15 protein-coding genes are annotated in these 16396 nt (G+C 53.6%); 8 read left to right on the top strand and 7 right to left on the bottom strand.

What is annotated here, in order from left to right; all coding sequences use genetic code 11:
• Nucleotides 1-77 precede the first annotated feature (77 nt).
• From A8O25_RS20370 to A8O25_RS20355, 4 genes are all read right to left on the bottom strand, one after another.
• Entirely contained in the window at nt 78-1034 is a 957-nt protein-coding gene (locus A8O25_RS20370; protein ID WP_066839159.1) for an alpha/beta hydrolase, read from the bottom strand.
• Between the two features lie 38 nt (nt 1035-1072).
• Nucleotides 1073-1951, bottom strand: a complete 879-nt coding sequence (gene dapA / locus A8O25_RS20365; protein ID WP_066839156.1) for a 4-hydroxy-tetrahydrodipicolinate synthase — start codon at nt 1949-1951, stop codon at nt 1073-1075.
• A 158-nt stretch (nt 1952-2109) separates the two neighbouring features.
• The gene (locus tag A8O25_RS20360) at nt 2110-2841 is read right to left on the bottom strand and encodes a LytR/AlgR family response regulator transcription factor (protein WP_066839154.1); all 732 of its coding nucleotides are present in this window, start codon (nt 2839-2841) and stop codon (nt 2110-2112) included.
• A complete protein-coding gene (locus A8O25_RS20355; RefSeq protein ID WP_066839144.1) occupies nt 2816-3904 on the bottom strand; it encodes a sensor histidine kinase in 1089 nt (362 codons plus the stop codon). Before A8O25_RS20355 ends, A8O25_RS20360 begins: the two co-directional genes overlap by 26 nt.
• Nucleotides 3905-4037: 133 nt before the next feature.
• On the opposite strand from A8O25_RS20355, the gene A8O25_RS20350 reads away from it, so the two are divergent.
• The 3 genes from A8O25_RS20350 to A8O25_RS20340 are packed head-to-tail and all read left to right on the top strand — an operon-like array spanning nt 4038 to nt 6082.
• Nucleotides 4038-5066 (top strand): ABC transporter ATP-binding protein, encoded by a 1029-nt coding sequence (locus A8O25_RS20350; protein ID WP_241499107.1) that lies wholly within the window; start codon nt 4038-4040, stop codon nt 5064-5066.
• Between the two features lie 3 nt (nt 5067-5069).
• Complete coding sequence (locus A8O25_RS20345) at nt 5070-5846, top strand: ABC transporter permease (protein ID WP_066839138.1); 777 nt, start codon at nt 5070-5072, stop codon at nt 5844-5846.
• Between the two features lie 41 nt (nt 5847-5887).
• Nucleotides 5888-6082 (top strand): hypothetical protein, encoded by a 195-nt coding sequence (locus A8O25_RS20340; protein ID WP_066839135.1) that lies wholly within the window; start codon nt 5888-5890, stop codon nt 6080-6082.
• Between the two features lie 496 nt (nt 6083-6578).
• On the opposite strand, the gene ligA is transcribed toward A8O25_RS20340, so the two are convergent.
• Nucleotides 6579-8630, bottom strand: coding sequence for an NAD-dependent DNA ligase LigA (ligA, locus tag A8O25_RS20335; RefSeq protein ID WP_066839132.1), 2052 nt, complete (start codon nt 8628-8630; stop codon nt 6579-6581).
• Nucleotides 8631-9023: 393 nt separating this feature from the next.
• Here ligA and gndA point away from each other — a divergent pair, with 393 nt between their 5' ends.
• Together gndA and A8O25_RS20325 are read left to right on the top strand one after the other, a co-directional pair.
• A complete protein-coding gene (gndA, locus tag A8O25_RS20330; RefSeq protein WP_066839128.1) occupies nt 9024-10946 on the top strand; it encodes an NADP-dependent phosphogluconate dehydrogenase in 1923 nt (640 codons plus the stop codon).
• Between the two features lie 569 nt (nt 10947-11515).
• Entirely contained in the window at nt 11516-12661 is a 1146-nt protein-coding gene (locus A8O25_RS20325) for a DEAD/DEAH box helicase (protein ID WP_066839125.1), read from the top strand.
• 88 nt (nt 12662-12749) lie between these two features.
• Here A8O25_RS20325 and A8O25_RS20320 read toward each other — a convergent pair whose 3' ends face one another.
• Complete coding sequence (locus tag A8O25_RS20320) at nt 12750-13466, bottom strand: 3-ketoacyl-ACP reductase (protein WP_066839121.1); 717 nt, start codon at nt 13464-13466, stop codon at nt 12750-12752.
• Between the two features lie 313 nt (nt 13467-13779).
• Complete coding sequence (locus A8O25_RS20315) at nt 13780-14511, bottom strand: TapB family protein (RefSeq protein WP_066839119.1); 732 nt, start codon at nt 14509-14511, stop codon at nt 13780-13782.
• A gap of 145 nt (nt 14512-14656) precedes the next feature.
• Between A8O25_RS20315 and A8O25_RS20310 the strand changes: the two genes are divergently transcribed.
• From A8O25_RS20310 to A8O25_RS20300, 3 genes are all read left to right on the top strand, one after another.
• Nucleotides 14657-14863, top strand: a complete 207-nt coding sequence (locus A8O25_RS20310) for a hypothetical protein (protein WP_066839116.1) — start codon at nt 14657-14659, stop codon at nt 14861-14863.
• Nucleotides 14864-14865: 2 nt separating this feature from the next.
• Nucleotides 14866-15213 (top strand): hypothetical protein, encoded by a 348-nt coding sequence (locus tag A8O25_RS20305; protein ID WP_066839113.1) that lies wholly within the window; start codon nt 14866-14868, stop codon nt 15211-15213.
• A gap of 206 nt (nt 15214-15419) precedes the next feature.
• Nucleotides 15420-16052 (top strand): cytochrome c oxidase subunit 3, encoded by a 633-nt coding sequence (locus tag A8O25_RS20300; RefSeq protein ID WP_066839110.1) that lies wholly within the window; start codon nt 15420-15422, stop codon nt 16050-16052.
• Nucleotides 16053-16396: the final 344 nt, after the last annotated feature.

Below are 16396 nucleotides of genomic sequence, written 5' to 3'. Positions count from 1 at the left end.
TTGGCCTGTTTTTTTCAGAAAACAGGCCAAAAACGGGAGACGTTGCTTTTACTGAACCTATACTATTTTTCTAGACGCTACTTCAACCCCTTCACAAAAGCACTTACCTCTGGTACCAAAGAAGACGCTAAGGGAAGTTCTGGATTCTTATAGGAAGCAACATTGGCATTGTAGTCTGTCCCTACCTCTTTCAAGACGTGGTTCATGCCTGAGAGGACCACCAGCTTACTTTTAGGCGCCGCTGCCAGCAACAGGTCGGCCTCTTTTTTGGGTACCTGCAAGTCCTGATCACCCTGTACCAGCAGAACGGGCACTGTCAACTTCTTCAACTCAACCTGCGGGTCATATTTGAACCAGGAGATGAGGTACGGCTGCACGCTGGGGCGGAGAAGGGCGCCCAGCATAGGATTGACATTGGCCACTGTTTTGCCCAGCTTCAGAGAGTCTAAGGCCGGATAGGCGATGTCTGTCACCGCTTTAGGCTGCAACAGCAACTGGTTCCTGATGATTTTATCTGCCGGTTGGCCCGGGCCTGACAGGGAAACAAAGGCGTCTGCTTTGGCTTGCTGGGTGGCCAGCATGCCAATCAAAGAGCCTTCACTGTGCCCCATGACCACCACCCGGTTGAAACGCTTGTCCATCTTCAGCTTCTGCACCCAGTGGGTGGCATCGGTCACATAGTCATCAAACCGGAGGTCTTTTTCTTCGCCTAAGGCGGAGATACTCTCCCCTGAGCCGCGTTTGTCATAGCGCAGGGTGGCAATACCCTGCTGATGCAGCCCTTCAGCCAGCAGTTTCAGGCTGTTGTTCTGGGTGGCTACGCTGTTCCCGTTGCGGTCTGTGGGGCCGGAGCCGGCAATGATCAGCACCACCGGCAGGGGTTTAGAAGACACCGGCACCAGCAGGGTCCCTTTTACCATGCCCTTCGGCGTAGCCAGTTCAACGGGTTCTCCGGCAGCAGAACTGCCTTGCCCTAGAACGCGGGTGCACACTGCCAACACAAGCAGGAGGAGAGGGAATAATCTGTTTTTCATCTGTTTTCAGAAAAAGAGCCGATAAACGCCCGAGAAGGCTAGGCCAGTAAAGGAGCGGCGGCTTCTTTGATGCGCTGTTTCAGGCTCTCTGAAGCCGGCGCCAGCGGAAGGCGAACGTACGGCTCACAGATGCCCGCCTGCTGCAGCACCAGCTTAATACCCACGGGGTTGGCTTCTTCATACATCAGCGGGTTGATCTTCCCGAAGGAACGTTGCAGCGGGCCGGCTTCGGCAAAATTCCCTTCCAGCGCCAGGCGCGTCATCCGGCTGAACTTCTCCGGAAAGGCATTGCCCAGAACGGTAATAATGCCGTCTCCACCCACTGAGATAAGGGGAACGGTGGTCATGTCATCACCGCTGATCATCAGAAAGCCTTCCGGTTTTCCTTCAATAATGGCCATGTACTGCTCCAGGTTTCCGCAGGCGTCTTTGGTGCCAATGATGTTGGGGTGCTGGGCCAGCCTGAGCGTAGTGGCGGCACTCATGTTAATGCCTGTCCTGCCCGGCACGTTGTACAGCAGCACCGGCACCGGAGAAGCGTCAGCAATGGCGGTATAGTGCAGAAAGACGCCCTCCTGTGAGGGCTTGTTGTAGTAGGGGCATACTGAAAGGATGGCGGCAATGCCTTCAAAGTCAAGGCCTTTGATCAGGTCCAGTACATAGTGGGTATCATTGGCCCCTAGGCCGTACACCAAGGGCTTACGGCCGGCAATGCGCTCTTTGGCAAAGGCCAGCAGCTCTTTTCTCTCAGCGGGGGTGGTGGTCACAGACTCGCCGGTGGTGCCGTTCACAATCAGGTAATCTACGCCGTTCTCTATGGTATAGTCAATCAGGCGGCCAAATCCTTCAAAATCAACGCTCAGGTCTTGGTTGAAGGGAGTTACCAGCGCCACGCCCGTTCCTCTTAATGCTTGCATGTTTGTTTTCTATGGGTTGTGTGGTCAAAGATAATGATTCACAAGGTAATATGTGAAACGTTACTAACGCTTGTTTTGGAAAGCCCTTTGCCTCAGTTCTGTATTGGGGCTATTTTCTGAAAAACAGCCCCAATACAGAAAATCAGGTTTGAGAGGAGCTAAAGATTCTTACTCTCCACCCAGCGCATAAACTCCTCGCGGTAGCTGTCTCCAATAGGGATCTCCTGCTCTTTTATTTTAATGCGGCTTTTCTCTATGGCCTCAATATGCGGGAGGGAGACAATGTATGACCGGTGCACCCGCGCGAAGTCATGTTCCGGCAGTTTCTCCATGAGCTTGTTCATTGATAACAGCGTGATAATCTTTCGGTTTATGGTGTGCAGGATCACGTAGTCCTTCAGGCCTTCAATGAATAAAATGTCTTTCAGGTTCACCCGCAGCGTCTTGTAGTCAGCCTTTACAAAAATGAAATCCTCGTTTTCGGCCGGGGCCGAAGGCATAACCGGGGCCGGGGCTACAAGTTGCTGCTGCAGCTGCGCCCGCTCATGCACTTTGTTCACGGCCCGCAGGAAACGGTCAAACGGAATGGGCTTGAGCAGGTAGTCTACCGCGTCTAAGCTGAACCCCTCCAGGGCGTACTGCGGATAGGCGGTGGTGAAAATGACGGCGGGGCGGTGGGAGAGTGACTGTACAAACTGCACGCCCGTCAGTTCTGGCATTTCTATGTCCAGAAACAGCAGGTCAATGGGCTGTTGCTGCATCACTGCCATGGCTTCCAGGGCGCTGGAGCAGGTTTGCACCAGTTGCAGAAACGGGATTTTGCTGATGTAAGAGCGCATCAGATCCAGCGCAAGGGGCTCATCATCAACGGCAAGACAGGTGAGTTGCATAGAACAAGGAACGGTTAAGATAGCAGGGTGAGCACCAGGGTGGTTTCAAATTGAGACCCATGCGCTCTGCTTGAAGGGAGAAGGAGCTGGGGTACAGCAATTCAAGCCGGCGGCGCAGGTTTTGTAGACCAATTCCGCCGTAGGCGTCTTTGGGGGCGTTGGGCTTGAGGGTGTTGTCTGTGGTGAAAGTCAGTCTATGTTGCTCCACTGCCAGCCTCAGTTGCATGGGGGCGGTGGTGAGGCCGTGCTTGAAGAGGTTTTCCACCAGGGGCATGAGGAGCATGGGCGGCAACTGCACGCGGGAGACATCACCGTACACCTCCAGGGTCAGGAGCGCCGGGTTGGGCAGCCGCAGGCGGTGCAGGTCCAGCAGATGCTGCAGGTGCTCCAGCTCTTTTTCCAGGGGAACCTGCGCCGTCTGGGTTTCATAGAGCTGGTACCGCAGCAGCAGCGAGAGCTTCATGATGGCATCTGGCGTACTGGGGGCGTTCTGGTAGGCGAGCGAATAGATGTTATTGAGCGTGTTGAACAGGAAATGCGGGTTCACCTGTGACTTGAGCAATTCCAGTTCTGTATGGGTGTGCTGAAGCTCCAGTTCCTTCCGGCGGCGCTCGTTGCGCAGAAAGTCCCCCGTTACTTTTAAAGCCGAACTCAGGAAGATGCTCATCACCCCCGTCACGGCAATCTGGAGCATGTTGTGCCCAAAATTCAGGAGGGAAGGGTGTTTCTGTAGTTGTTGGGCCATTCTGGCTACTTCCTGGGCTATGGCTTTTTTCTCCCAGATCTCAATGGGCGCCCGCACCGCCGCGTAAACCGCCAGGGTGGCAATAACCGCCAGGGCGTACCATACCACCCGGTCTTTGGCCAGGATCTTGGGCACCAGCACAAACCAGTTGAAGTAAAACAGCAACAGGTGAAAAAGAATGGTTTGCGTCACGTCCAGCGCCAGCCAGGGTATGGGAATCCAGTTGGGTTCGCCCATGTTGAAGTGCACCAACAGGGTCAATGCCAGCAGGGTCACCCAGAGCAGCACATGCAACAGCAGCGGAATGTGTTTCTTCATTTCTCTTCTTAAAGCTATCCAAAACTACACATTCAAAACAGGTTTGCGTTAAGATGGAGGGACATTTAGACCAACGCCCCAAATGTATAGATGAACAGGTTGAAGGGGATGAACCGGTGATTCGTCTAAAGGAATGGCGGGTTGGTATAGTTTAGTTGCAGACGGCCGGGTAATGGACTTCTTTTGGACATCACTTCGTCACCACGCCATGAAAGACCTGCTCATTCACACCCAGAACCTCTGCTACCGCTATGGCCGCCAGAATATATTGAAAGGGCTGGACTTGCAGATCCCCAAAGGGAGCATCTATGGTTTTCTGGGACCCAACGGTGCAGGAAAGACCACCACCATCCGGTTGCTGCTGGGCCTGCTGCACCCAACAGCAGGAGAAGTACAGCTTTTTGGGCGCGAACTGAGGCAGCATAGAGCAGAGGTGCTGCAGAAGGTGGGCGCGCTCATTGAAACGCCCAGCCTCTACAGGCACCTCACCGGAACCGAAAATCTGGAGGTGATGCGCCGCCTCCTGGGGGTGGAGAAGAAACGGGTTGCAGCGGTGCTGGAAATGGTACGTCTTTCGGCAGATGCCCACCGGCCCGTCAGGCAGTACTCACTGGGTATGTGCCAGCGGCTGGGAATTGCCCTGGCCCTGCTCTCTGACCCTGAACTGCTGGTCCTGGATGAACCCACCAACGGGTTTGACCCCAGCGGCATCAGGGAAATGCGGCAAATGCTCAAAGACCTGAACCAGCAGCACGGCAAAACCATTTTCGTCTCCAGCCACCTGCTCAGTGAGATAGAGAAAACGGTGACGCACCTGTCTATTCTGCATCAGGGGAAACTCTCTTTTGAAGGCACCGTGCAGGAGCTGCAGCAGGTAGCCATACAAGCCAACGTGTTGGAGCTGGAGGTGGCCAATACCCTGCTGGCCAGAGACGTATTGCTGGCGCACGGCCTGGCGGTAGAAACCATGGGCGGGAACTGGCTGCGGGTGGCCGTGCAGGAGAAAGCCGAAGCTGCCGTTCTGAACCAGCTGCTGGTGGGGCAGGGGGTAGCCGTGACCGGACTGGTTTACGCGCAGCAAAGCCTGGAGGAGCTGTTCCTGGCCATGACTGAGGTTCCTTCTGTTGAAACCTCTATTCCCCAACCTCTAGCCCTAGTTTAACCCATGGAAGCAATTGGCATCTATCTCCGCCGTGGCCTTTCGGCCGAAGCGTTGAAAATTAAACGCACCTGGGCCTTCTGGCTGGCGCTGCTGGCTCCACTAGCTGTGGTGAGCATGACGTTTCTAGTCTTCTTCTTTAGAGGCGAAAAATTAATCAAGCCGGGCGAGGATCCTTGGTTTCTCTGGGCGGGGAACAATTTCTACGCCACCGCCCAACTGCTGGTGCCCATGTACCTGGCGCTTATCACCGCGCTGGTGAACGGCACCGAACATACCTCCCACGGGTGGAAGCAGCTGTACGCCTTGCCAGTGCCTAAATGGAGCGTTTTCTTGAACAAATACCTCCTTCAATTGGGTCTGGTGTTGGCCACCTACTTTACATTTCTAGCTGCAATGCTGGCGGCGGGTTATGTGCTGGGCTGGGTGCGGCCGGAACTAGGATTTCAGCACTACCACCACGTGGGAAGCATCAGTTTGGGGTCCTTCCGGATCTTCATTGGCTCGCTGTTCATCTTCACCCTGCAGTTCTGCATCAGTTATAGGTATAAAAGCATTGCCATGAGCATAGGTTTGGGCATTCTGTTCACACTGGCATTCCTGATTGGGTCACGGTGGGAGCACATTGGCTATTACCCGTACAGCTGGCCCTATTTTTCAGCAATGGGTTTCTTTACCAAAGGCGCCGGGGTGTTTGTGCCGCAGATGTGGTACAGTGTTTTGGCCAGCCTCAGTTTGCTGCTGCTGGCCCTCTGGGCTTCGGCCCGAAGACAGATTCTTTAGTTTTCCCCTCTTTTCACTAAAACAGGTCATAAACAGAAACCATGAAAATTCTCTTCACTTTAGTAGTTGGTGCCGCCCTGGGCTGGGTAAATGCGCAGTGGGACGTACAGGGGCAACTGGCCCTGGAGCAGTACCAGCAACAACTGGAAATGAAAAAAGACACCGTCTTCAAAGCAGCAGTGGGCGAGGTGGAGGAGAAGCTCCAATTCCCCACAGAGCTTTTGCGGTGGCGGTAACCCTGCTTCCTCAGTTCTAGCTCAGACCACCAGAAAGTGTCTGCTCTTGCGTTTTGGAGCTGTTTTCTGAAAAACAGGCCGAAAACAGAAATTCACCCCGGGCCCTTTATGACAAGGCTGGTGAGGGAGCGGTCAACGGCCATGTGGGGAGGGCTGCCAAAAGAAAGGTCGGGGTTGACCCTACCGCCAGGCGGAAAGCTGGGTGGCAGGGGAAATAGCAGATTTGTGCGCTTGTAACTTTGATATGTAAGGTAATAAGGGAGAATGTTCTCTGGTGGTAAACCTTTTCCTTAGAAGTCGGTTTTGTCTGTAGTTGTTAAAGAGTAAGATTGTTTTAGTTGTAATAAGTGGTAGAAAAGCGGCGGGGGTTCCTGCCGCTTTTCTGTTTTCGGGCTGTTTTTGGGAAAACAGCCCGAAAACAGAAAAGCAGGCGGCTGGCTGCCTGGCAAGGCAGTGGGGTGCCGGTCCACTTATCCTGTGCCAGGGGCTGGAATGATTAGGAAATCATCTGGTTAAACTCCTCTTCGCTCACAATTTTCACCCCCATTGCGGTGGCTTTCTCTAATTTGCTGGGCCCCATTTTATCACCGGCCACTAAAAAAGAAAGTTTTTTGGAGATGGAGCTGACCACTTTTCCGCCGTGGGCGGCAATGGTCTCTTGCAGTGCATCACGGGAATAGCCGGAGAAGACACCGGAGACCACAAACGTGAGCCCTTCCAGCTTGTTGCTCTGAGGCGCAACTACTTCCAGTTCGCCCAGGTCCAGCAGCAGGCCGTGCTCCTTCAGGCGCTCCACCACGTGCACATGGGCCAGGTCCTGAAAATATTCGCGCACGGAGGCGGCAATGCGTCCCCCAATCTCCGGCACGGCAATGAGTTCCTCCTCAGAGGCGGCCCGCAGGGCATCTATGTTCCGGAAATGCTGGGCCAGCTTTTGTGCCACAGTGGCACCTACAAACCGGATGCCCAACGCAAACAGCACCCGGTCAAACGGCACCTCTTTTGATTTCTCTATGGCGCTCAAGATGTTGTCTACTGTCTTCTTCTGGAACTTAACGGTGCGGGTTTTGCCGGTTTCCTCGTCTTGGTACACTTTCTCCAGCCCAAAAAGCGTGTCATAGGTGAGATCATAGAGGTGCTCTGGGCTGGTGACCAGGCCGCGCTCGGCGAGGAGTTCTATTTTGCCTTCGCCCAGGCTCATGATGTTCATGGCTTTTCGGCTGATGAAGTGTTCCAACTTGCCCTTCACCTGCGGCGGACAGCCTTTCTCATTGGGGCAGTAGTGGTTGGCTTCCCCTTCGGTACGAATAAGGGGGGTGTTGCAGGCGGGGCAGGTGGTGGGGTAGACAATGGGTTCTGCGTTTTCTGGCCTGAGTTCTGTTTTTACGGCCGTTACCTTGGGTATGATCTCGCCGCCTTTCTCCACCATTACCTGGTCGTGCAGCATGAGCCCCAGGCGCTCTATCTCATTGGCGTTGTGCAGCGAGGCCCGCTTCACCGTGGTACCCGCCAGCAGCACCGGTTTCATGATGGCCACCGGGGTCACGGCGCCGGTTCTGCCCACGTTGTATTCAATCTCCAGCAGCTCGGTCACGGCTTCCATGGCTTTGTACTTGTATGCCATGGCCCATCTGGGACTTTTGGCGGTGTACCCAAGTTCCTCCTGCTGCGCGTAGGAATTCACTTTCACCACAATGCCGTCTGTGGCTATGGGCAGCTCAAACCGTTTGGTTTCCCATTCGTGTATGAAGTCCAGCACCTGGTCAATGGTCTGGCACACGCGCCAGGTAGGCGACACATTCAGCCCCCACCGCTGCAGCGCCTCCAGACTTTGAGAATGGCTGTCAAATAAAGTTGGCGTACTCCACAAACCGTAAGCGAACATGCTCAACCGGCGGCGGGCCACTTCTTTGGAGTCCTGCAGTTTCAGGGTTCCAGACGTGGCGTTGCGCGGGTTGGCCATCAAGGCTTCGCCTATCTCCTCGCGCTCCTTGTTTAGTTCCTCAAACACGTTGAACGGCATAAAGACCTCGCCCCGCACTTCTACCTCTGCCGGTACATCTTCGCCGTGCAGGTGCAGCGGAATGGTTCTAATGGTGCGCACGTTGGGGGTGATGTCATCGCCACGGGTACCGTCACCGCGGGTCACGCCCAGGCTGAGGGCGCCATTGGTGTAGGTGAGGCTGAGGGCCACACCGTCAAATTTGAGCTCGCAGACATACTCCACCTCGTCGCCGGTCACTTTGCGTACCCGCTTGTCAAATTCCCGCACCTCTTCCTCAGAGTAGGTATTGCCCAGGGAAAGCATAGGGTACTTGTGCTTCACCGTAGGGAAATTCTTGGTGATGGTACCGCCAACGCGTTGGGTGGGGGAGTTGTCTGAGCGGAACTCCGAGTGCGCCTCTTCCAGCTCCTGTAGCTCTTTCAACATCTGGTCAAACTCAAAGTCAGTTACTTCTGAAACGCTGTTCTGGTAGTACTGGTAGTTGAGGTAGTTCAGACGGTTGGTCAGCTCCAGAATACGGACTTGCGGGTTCTGCTCAGGCATGGCGGGTGGTGGTAAAGTTTACCCGGTAAAGATAGGGAAAAGGAGGGTTCACCACCCCCCGCCTCTCCTAAATTAGAGGGGGGGCTGCTGCCCCGGCAAAAAAGAAGTCCCTTTGTTATAGCAAGCACTTGATTCACAGCAGGCGTTTGTTTATGGCCTCTTTTTGAGAAAACAGGCCGAAAACAAGTAAAAACCATAACGTAGTCTCTCTATTCCTTTAGATAGGCTACATTGTGAGCCCAGGTGGGGAGGGCGTCCATTTTATAAACAATTGGCATGAACCTCTTTTTTGTGCCCTCTCTACTTGCCATGACCTTAAAGGGAAAAATCAGGTACAAGGGAACGGAAACTACATCTATGCGTACCTCCTGGTAAGAATCCAAACCTTACCCTATGTCTTACCTTGTAATGGGTGTGTCAGGGAGTGGCAAAAGCACCGTGGGCTATCTGTTGGCCCAGCAGCTGCAACTTCACTTTATTGATGCCGATGACTACCATCTGCCAGCAAGTGTGCAGAAAATGAGCAAGGGCAATCCGCTGACAGATGATGACCGGAAGGACTGGCTCCTGCGGCTGAACCAGCTGCTGCGGGAAGCTGAAAAGGCGGGGCAGGAGCTAGTCATGGCTTGTTCAGCTTTAAAAGAACAGTACCGTCAGGCGCTGCAGCAGGATCTGGCCTCCCCGTTGAAGGTGATCTACCTGCACGGGGAGAGGGAGGTGCTGCAGGAGCGCATTGGCAACCGGGCGGGTCATTTCATGCCCAGGATTCTGCTGGAGTCGCAGCTGGAGACCCTGGAGGTGCCGCAAACTGCCTTGCACCTTCACATTGTGCATTCACCTGCGCAGCTTGTACAACAAATCATATACCATTATCACGTTATGGCCGCCACTGAAGAAAACTCTGATAAAATGCTGGCACAATTTGGGGTGATTGGCATGGGGGTGATGGGCAAAAGCCTTGCCCTCAACCTTGCGGGCAAAGGGGTGCCGGTGGCCGTGTACAACCGTACGGTGGCAGGGGTGGAAGAACGGGTGGCTGAAGATTTTGTGCAGGCCCACCCTGACCAGCCCCTGCAGCCGTTTTCTAAGATGGAGGCCTTTGTGCAGTCGCTGGTGCGGCCAAGAAGAATTCTGGTGATGGTGAAAGCGGGCGGGGCCGTAGATGCCGTCCTGAAAGAGCTCAGGCCGTTACTGCAAGAAGGGGATCTGGTCATGGACGGAGGAAACTCCCACTACCTGGACACCCGCCGCCGGACCCAGGAAATGAAAAGCCTGCATCTCCATTTTCTGGGCGTGGGCATTTCTGGGGGCGAAGAAGGCGCGTTGAAAGGGCCGTCTCTGATGCCGGGCGGCGAACGGGCGGGCTATGACAGCGTGGCTCACCTGCTGGAGCGGCTGGCAGCCAAAGACAGGAAAGGCAATGCCTGCTGCGCGTACATAGGCCCCGAGGGCGCCGGGCATTTTGTGAAGATGGTGCACAACGGCATTGAATACGCTGAAATGCAGGCGCTGGCAGAGGCGTACCAACTCATGCGGTTTCACCTGGGTTTTTCCCCGTCGGCCGTGGCCGAAGAATTCCAGAACTGGCAAAACAGCGGTTTAGACAGTTACCTGCTGGAGATCACCGTGGCCATTTTGCAGAAGCAGGAAGACGGGGAACCGCTGCTGGATAAAATTTTAGACGCCGCCGAACAAAAAGGAACGGGCGGCTGGAGCACAACTGCCGCCCTGGAGTTAGGTGCTTCCCTAGACCCCATTGCGGCGGCGGTGATGGCCAGGTACCTTTCGGCGCAGAAGGCGCAGCGGGTGCAGGCGGCAAAGGTGTATGCCGTAGAGCCGGAACAGCTGGTGGGCGTGCCGCTGCTGCTGGTGCAACAGGTGAAAAGCGCCTATGAGGCGGTGCGGCTGGTGAACCATGCCGTTGGTTTTGAACTGATGCGGCGGGCATCTGAAGAGTACCACTGGCAGCTGGACTTGAGCAGCATTGCCCGCATCTGGACCAACGGCTGCATTATTCGTTCCCTCCTCATGGAGGAGCTGGCAGATGTTTTAAAAGCAGAAGGCCCCCTTCTCCAGCAGGCGCGGGTGGTAGAGAAAATGACGACGCTACTGCCTTCCTGGAAAGACGTAGTGGCCTCTGGTTTGAAAGCTAACGCGGCTTTGCCCGTCTTCTCATCTGCTTTGAATTACGTTTTGGGGTACGTGAGCCAGCAATCACCCGCCAACCTCATTCAAGCGCAACGTGATTACTTTGGGGCCCACACCTTTAGAAGAGTTGACCAGCCTTTAGACCAGTATTTTCACGTGGCTTGGTAACAATTGAAGCGGGAGTTCTCAACCTGAATTTCTTGGCAGGATTGGTTAGAGGCTGCTCACTTGGATTCCTGTTTTTGGGCTTATTTTCTGAAAACAGGCCAAAAACAGGAGTGGGTTCTGCCTTATAATAGTTTGAGCGACTGCAGGAGGTGTTTTAAAGGTCTTTGACCAAGTGGTTAATATCTGAAGGGAGCACCCGCTTTTCCTCTGTTTTAGAAATTGTCCTGTAATCTTAAGTGGCATAGGCTTCTGCAGTGGCTTGCCATGGGAGTTGCGTGTGCATGGTGTTGTTTAAGGGTTTCTGGAGTATCAAAGGCGAAAGTGTGCGCTAGTGTATTTAGGGCTAGCGTGGAAGAGCTTCCTGTTTCAGGGCTATTTTCTGAAAAGTAGCCCTAAAACGGCGGCACAAGCAGGCCTTGCGGCATGGTAGAATTATTCAGAAAGAACAAGAAGAACGTCTGAACAGGTTCTTCAGAAAACATCTTATCCCGAAAAGAACCTCACCTCCAACTTTTGCCATCTTCCTGCGGGAAAGACCTGTATCTTTGTGACTTTCCATACATGTCACTATGTCTTTTGCAGAATTAGGTTTAACAAAGCCCCTGGTGAACGCCGCGGCGGCCCAGCAGTATGATCAACCCACCCCCGTACAGATGGGCGCCATTCCGGCGGTGCTCAAAGGGAAGGATGTGCTGGGCATTGCGCAGACGGGTTCCGGGAAAACCGCCGCGTATGCCTTGCCGCTGCTGGACCGGGCACAGACCAACCGTGCGTTCAGAAACCGGTATGTGAAGGTGCTGGTGCTGGTGCCTACCCGGGAGCTGGCGCTGCAGGTGGGTGAAGTGTTTCTTTCGTTCAGCCGCCATATACCAATTCAGATCAAGACGTTAGCCGTGTTTGGGGGCGTGTCCATCAACCCGCAGATGAAGCGGCTGTCAGGCACCGACATTCTGGTGGCAACCCCGGGGAGACTGCTGGACCTGGTTGAGTCAAAAGCGGTACACCTGGCAGATGTGGAGACGCTGGTGCTGGATGAGGCTGATAAAATGCTGAACCTGGGCTTTGAAGAGGAGATGCGGCAGATCCTGGCGCTGTTGCCCAAAAAGCGGCAGAACCTGCTTTTTTCTGCCACCCTGGACAACCAGGTGCGGGCCATTCAGGAGACACTGCTTCATGCCCCAGAGGTGGTGGAGGTAAAGGACGAGCAACGTCTGGTACCGGCGGCTATCAAAGAGATCGCCTATCTGGTGGACACCGAGCGGAAGGGCCCTTTTCTGCGCTATCTTATTAAGGAGCAGAAGATGCAGCAGGTACTGGTATTTGTGTCAGCAACCAAGCGGGCAGATCACCTGGTGACCAAATTGAGCAACAACGGCATTAAAGCAGTGGCGCTGCACAGCGGTAAAAGCCAGGGAGCCCGCACAGAAGCGCTGGACTTGTTCAGGAAAGGAAAGGTGCCGGTACTGGTGGCCACAGACCTGGCGGCCCGCGGCATTGACATTGTGTCTCTTCCGCACGTGATCAACTATGACCTGCCCCGCTCCTCCAAAGATTATATCCACCGCATTGGCCGTACCGGCAGGGCCGCCGCCACCGGTGAGGCCATTACCCTGGTGACCCCAGAAGATGCCCACCACTTTAAAATTGTGCAGAAACAAACCAAACGCATCATTCCTGCGCAAGAGACAACAGAGATTGACCTGAAGGGCTTCTAATCTGAGTAGTTAGAAAGACAAATGCGTTTTAGGCCTGTTTTTCTGAAAACAGCCCTAAAACGAATTTTTTATTTTTCGGCACCGCCGTTTATGGATTGGTAGACCAGATGCCCGCTTCCTTGATGAAGACCCTGCGGTTGAGGGTGAGCTGGCACACCAGAAACTCGGCGAAATCCTCGGGTTGCATGACTTTGTCAGGGTTCCCGTCTGTGAGTTTCAGTTCAACGGCCAGATCTGTGGCCACGGTGCTGGGGGTGAGGGTGGTGACCCTGATGTTGTGCTTTCTTACCTCCTGCATCAGGGACTCGCTCATGCCAATCAACCCGAACTTGGAGGCACTGTAGGCGCTGGTGACCGCCGCGCCGCGCTGGCCGGCGGTAGAGGAGATGTTTACAATGTCACCGGTTTTGTTGGAGATCATGGCCGGGAGTACGGCTCTGGTCACATAATAGGCCCCCAGCAGGTTTACTTTGATGATCTGCTCCCACTGCTCGGGCTCCAGATCCATGAACTTGCCAAACGAGGCGGTACCGGCATTGTTGATCAGGATGTCAATGAACCCCAATTCCTGCTGCACCTGTTCTACTGCTTCGTTCACGCTGTGAATATTGGCCACATCAGCAGTAACCACAGAGGTTTCCACCCCCAGTTCCTCCAGTTCGGCGGCAACTTTCTGCAGGTCTTTTTCAGTGCGCGCCAGGAGCCCCACGTTTACACCTTGTTTTGCGAGGGCAATGGCCACGGCTCTTCCTATTCCTTTTCCGGCTCCGGTAACCAGAGCGGTTTTCCCTTTCAGTGATTCCATAGTTTGTCAGTCTGTTTTAGATCAAAACTAGCACATGCAGGCTTCTCTAGAATAGCCAGCCACGGTATCCTACAGGATACATGCTTCAGTCTCTTTTACTAACGGAAATTCTTTTGGTGTGTTAAGGTCTGTTGCCGCCGGTACTTTTTTTACCCACACGTTCTTTCCGTTTGGTCAGAAAGCCACTCAAAAATTAACAGGCAGGCGGAACTCAACCGAACCGGGGAAAAATAGGATACAGTTGTGTGTATTTACCCAGAGGAGGCCCTGAGGCTGCCCAGACTGGTGCCACCCCAGCTGTAGTAGCACCTTGTTAGTTCTGCAACGCCTGTACCGGGGCGCGTTTGGAGATCAGCTCCAGGCCTTTGGCTTTCTTGCCGCGTTTGTTCGTGAACTGGCATTTGATGATCCCGTGCTCAGGCGAGAAAAACTCCTCAACCTGGTAAACATCCCGCAGGGCAATGCCTCTGGCGTCTAGCTCCACTTCATACTGGTAGGTGATCTTGAAGCAGTCAAAGGTGCCGGCCGGGGTGGTGAGTTTCTCTTGAGCCACTACCTTTCTGTTGCTGGCCACCATGCTAATGGTGCTGATGTCTACATTGGAAGAGCGTACCCGCACCCCCAGCTTTCCGGTGGGGAGCTGTTGCCCCACCGCCAGCACCTTAGGGTAGGCTATGTCTTTGGGGGTGAAGTCAAAGTCTTTGCCGTCAAAGGCTTTGAGGGCCTGTTCACGCAGCAGAAGCTTGGCATCCAGATAAATACTGTCCCCGTTGCACCTGATCTGGAATTCTTCTATGGTTTTGGTGCGTTTGTTCTTGTCCATGCGCGCGCTCTTGAAGGTGGTGGTAAAGACGCCGTCCTGGTTGTTCATCTGCTGCACCACCTTGTTGTGCAGAATCCCGTTTTCCCGGCCTTTGTCTGTGACCTGGTAGATGAATTCAGTATTTTTAGATAAGCCCAGCGGTTGCGTGCAGTCCTGGGCGAAGAGGTACTCAGGCAAGAAGGCGAGCAAGGTAAGAATGACTAGTTTAGTAATTGTTTTCATATAAAAGAAGGGCTGGCAAGCCACAAATGAGGTTGAGGGGTATACGTAAAACTACGGAGGCGGGATGTGCAGAAGTTGTACTCCTGTAAGAATTGAAAACTGATGCCCCCTCTACCCGTATTTACGTCTGATTAACGTATGCCTTATGGAAAATTCAACCCACCCCATTCAGCAGCTTTCAGAACTGGCAGAGGTCCTGCTTCAGAAATTAAAAGCCACCCAGACAGATATCACTTTAGAGTTTGATGACGTTCAGCTACAGGGGCCGGGTCCGCAGGGGCAGCCGGGGCAGTGGCGACTGAACGGGAAAGTCTCTTTGACCAGCAAGTCAAACGGGCAGAAAGGAGCATAGGAATGGAATTCCCCTTTGATATTTCTGCCCAGGTGGTGTTCACGGTGCAAGAGGACCATGTGTTTCTGGTGGCTGAGGAAAACTACATCATTGTGAATTTTCAGGACCACGCGGCCCTGGAACGGGTGATGCAGAATATTTTACCGCCCTCCTCTGGAAAAGGCGGGGGCGGCATTAGCGGCAGCCTGGACAAGGCGCGGGATCTGAACGCAAAACTCTTAGCGGCCGGGCTGGTGGTAGACGTGCGGGTGAACAATAAAACCTATATAGAGTTTGGTACCTCGGCTTCACCTAAGATCACCGCCAATGCCGTCTTTGGCAAAGTGGGCTCCTGGTTTAAACGGGGGTAAGCAGTGGTTTTCTAAGAGGCGGGAGGTGCTTAAGCCAAGTGTTGCCGCCGCTATACAATTTAAGGAAAGCAGGTGCAACCCCTTTGGAAAGAAAAGCATCTTTTTAGCATTAACTGGCAAACATTCTGCTGATTGACATGGTATTACAGTATGAATGCGCCGTCTGAACAGAAGGCAGGCACGGTGGGTTGAACGTATTAACAGACATGAAATCTGAGAACCAAAACAAAATAGGCGCTGGCAAACTCCCCAGCTTTGAACAAATTGAGAAGGTGCCGCCTCTCAAAATGATCTTGTATGTGAGTATGGCCGGTATGGGCGTGCTGTTCTTCATCCTGACCGTCATCTTTCTAATGAAAGCAGGGCAGGTGACCAACCAGAAAGAAATCCTGTTACCCAAACTATTCACGGTGAGTACCGTGGTGATTCTGGTGAGCAGTTTCTTCATGCAACAGGTGCCTGACCAGTATCAACAGGATAACCTGGTGCAGCTGAAGCGACAGCTGGGCTGGGCTTTAGTATTGGGTTTTGTGTTTGCCACTGCCCAGGTGGTGGCTTGGTTTGAGCTGGATTCAAAAAATGTTCTGTTCAACGGCCACACCACCGGTACGTTTCTGTACCTGCTCTCTGCGTTACACCTGCTGCACATAGCGGGTGGCCTGGCATTTTCTGCGTTTCTATTTATTAAGACCAGCCGCGCGTCTGCAGATCCTATTAGAACCCTGGTGTTCATCAGAGATCCGTATAGACGTATGCAGCTGGAGATGCTGCGCAGCTATTGGCATTTTCTGGATGTGGTTTGGGTGGCTTTGTTCTTCACCTTCCTATTCGCCCTTTAACGGAAGAACCGGTTTTAATTTCTGGTAAGATGTTTCTAAACCTGGGGCTATCCCTCGTGTCTAGTCTGAAGGCGTGCATCATCTTATGGTAAAAGACTTTCGTCTCACGCTTGGGATTATGTCTGTGATCCTGCCTGGAATAAAAGTTACGGCTGGGAGAGGCAGACTGGTAGAAAGAATCAAGTACATGGTAGCGGGCGCAAGTACCTGACTCTGAGGTAAAGGAGGAGCCGTTTATAGCGGCCCAACCTTCAATCCTTTCCTAAACAATCAGTTATAGCTTCTGATTAGCCAACCTCCTGCTGTCTGTTTTGCTGTTTTTTGAAAAACATGGCCAAAAACAG

The sequence above is a fragment of the Rufibacter ruber genome (genome assembly GCF_001647275.1).
Taxonomy (GTDB): domain Bacteria; phylum Bacteroidota; class Bacteroidia; order Cytophagales; family Hymenobacteraceae; genus Nibribacter; species Nibribacter ruber_C.
The sequence above is the reverse complement of the archived record's forward strand: the minus strand, read 5'-3'. Positions and strand labels throughout refer to the sequence as shown.

Excerpts from the sequence above, each read along its gene's own strand:
- A8O25_RS20370 (WP_066839159.1), bottom strand. The coding sequence starts at position 1,034 with ATGAAAAACAGATTATTCCCTCTCCTCCTGCTTGTGTTGGCAGTGTGC.
- dapA (WP_066839156.1), bottom strand. The coding sequence starts at position 1,951 with ATGCAAGCATTAAGAGGAACGGGCGTGGCGCTGGTAACTCCCTTCAAC.
- A8O25_RS20360 (WP_066839154.1), bottom strand. The coding sequence starts at position 2,841 with ATGCAACTCACCTGTCTTGCCGTTGATGATGAGCCCCTTGCGCTGGAT.
- A8O25_RS20355 (WP_066839144.1), bottom strand. The coding sequence starts at position 3,904 with ATGAAGAAACACATTCCGCTGCTGTTGCATGTGCTGCTCTGGGTGACC.
- A8O25_RS20350 (WP_241499107.1), top strand. The coding sequence starts at position 4,038 with ATGGCGGGTTGGTATAGTTTAGTTGCAGACGGCCGGGTAATGGACTTC.
- A8O25_RS20345 (WP_066839138.1), top strand. The coding sequence starts at position 5,070 with ATGGAAGCAATTGGCATCTATCTCCGCCGTGGCCTTTCGGCCGAAGCG.
- A8O25_RS20340 (WP_066839135.1), top strand. The coding sequence starts at position 5,888 with ATGAAAATTCTCTTCACTTTAGTAGTTGGTGCCGCCCTGGGCTGGGTA.
- ligA (WP_066839132.1), bottom strand. The coding sequence starts at position 8,630 with ATGCCTGAGCAGAACCCGCAAGTCCGTATTCTGGAGCTGACCAACCGT.
- gndA (WP_066839128.1), top strand. The coding sequence starts at position 9,024 with ATGTCTTACCTTGTAATGGGTGTGTCAGGGAGTGGCAAAAGCACCGTG.
- A8O25_RS20325 (WP_066839125.1), top strand. The coding sequence starts at position 11,516 with ATGTCTTTTGCAGAATTAGGTTTAACAAAGCCCCTGGTGAACGCCGCG.
- A8O25_RS20320 (WP_066839121.1), bottom strand. The coding sequence starts at position 13,466 with ATGGAATCACTGAAAGGGAAAACCGCTCTGGTTACCGGAGCCGGAAAA.
- A8O25_RS20315 (WP_066839119.1), bottom strand. The coding sequence starts at position 14,511 with ATGAAAACAATTACTAAACTAGTCATTCTTACCTTGCTCGCCTTCTTG.
- A8O25_RS20310 (WP_066839116.1), top strand. The coding sequence starts at position 14,657 with ATGGAAAATTCAACCCACCCCATTCAGCAGCTTTCAGAACTGGCAGAG.
- A8O25_RS20305 (WP_066839113.1), top strand. The coding sequence starts at position 14,866 with ATGGAATTCCCCTTTGATATTTCTGCCCAGGTGGTGTTCACGGTGCAA.
- A8O25_RS20300 (WP_066839110.1), top strand. The coding sequence starts at position 15,420 with ATGAAATCTGAGAACCAAAACAAAATAGGCGCTGGCAAACTCCCCAGC.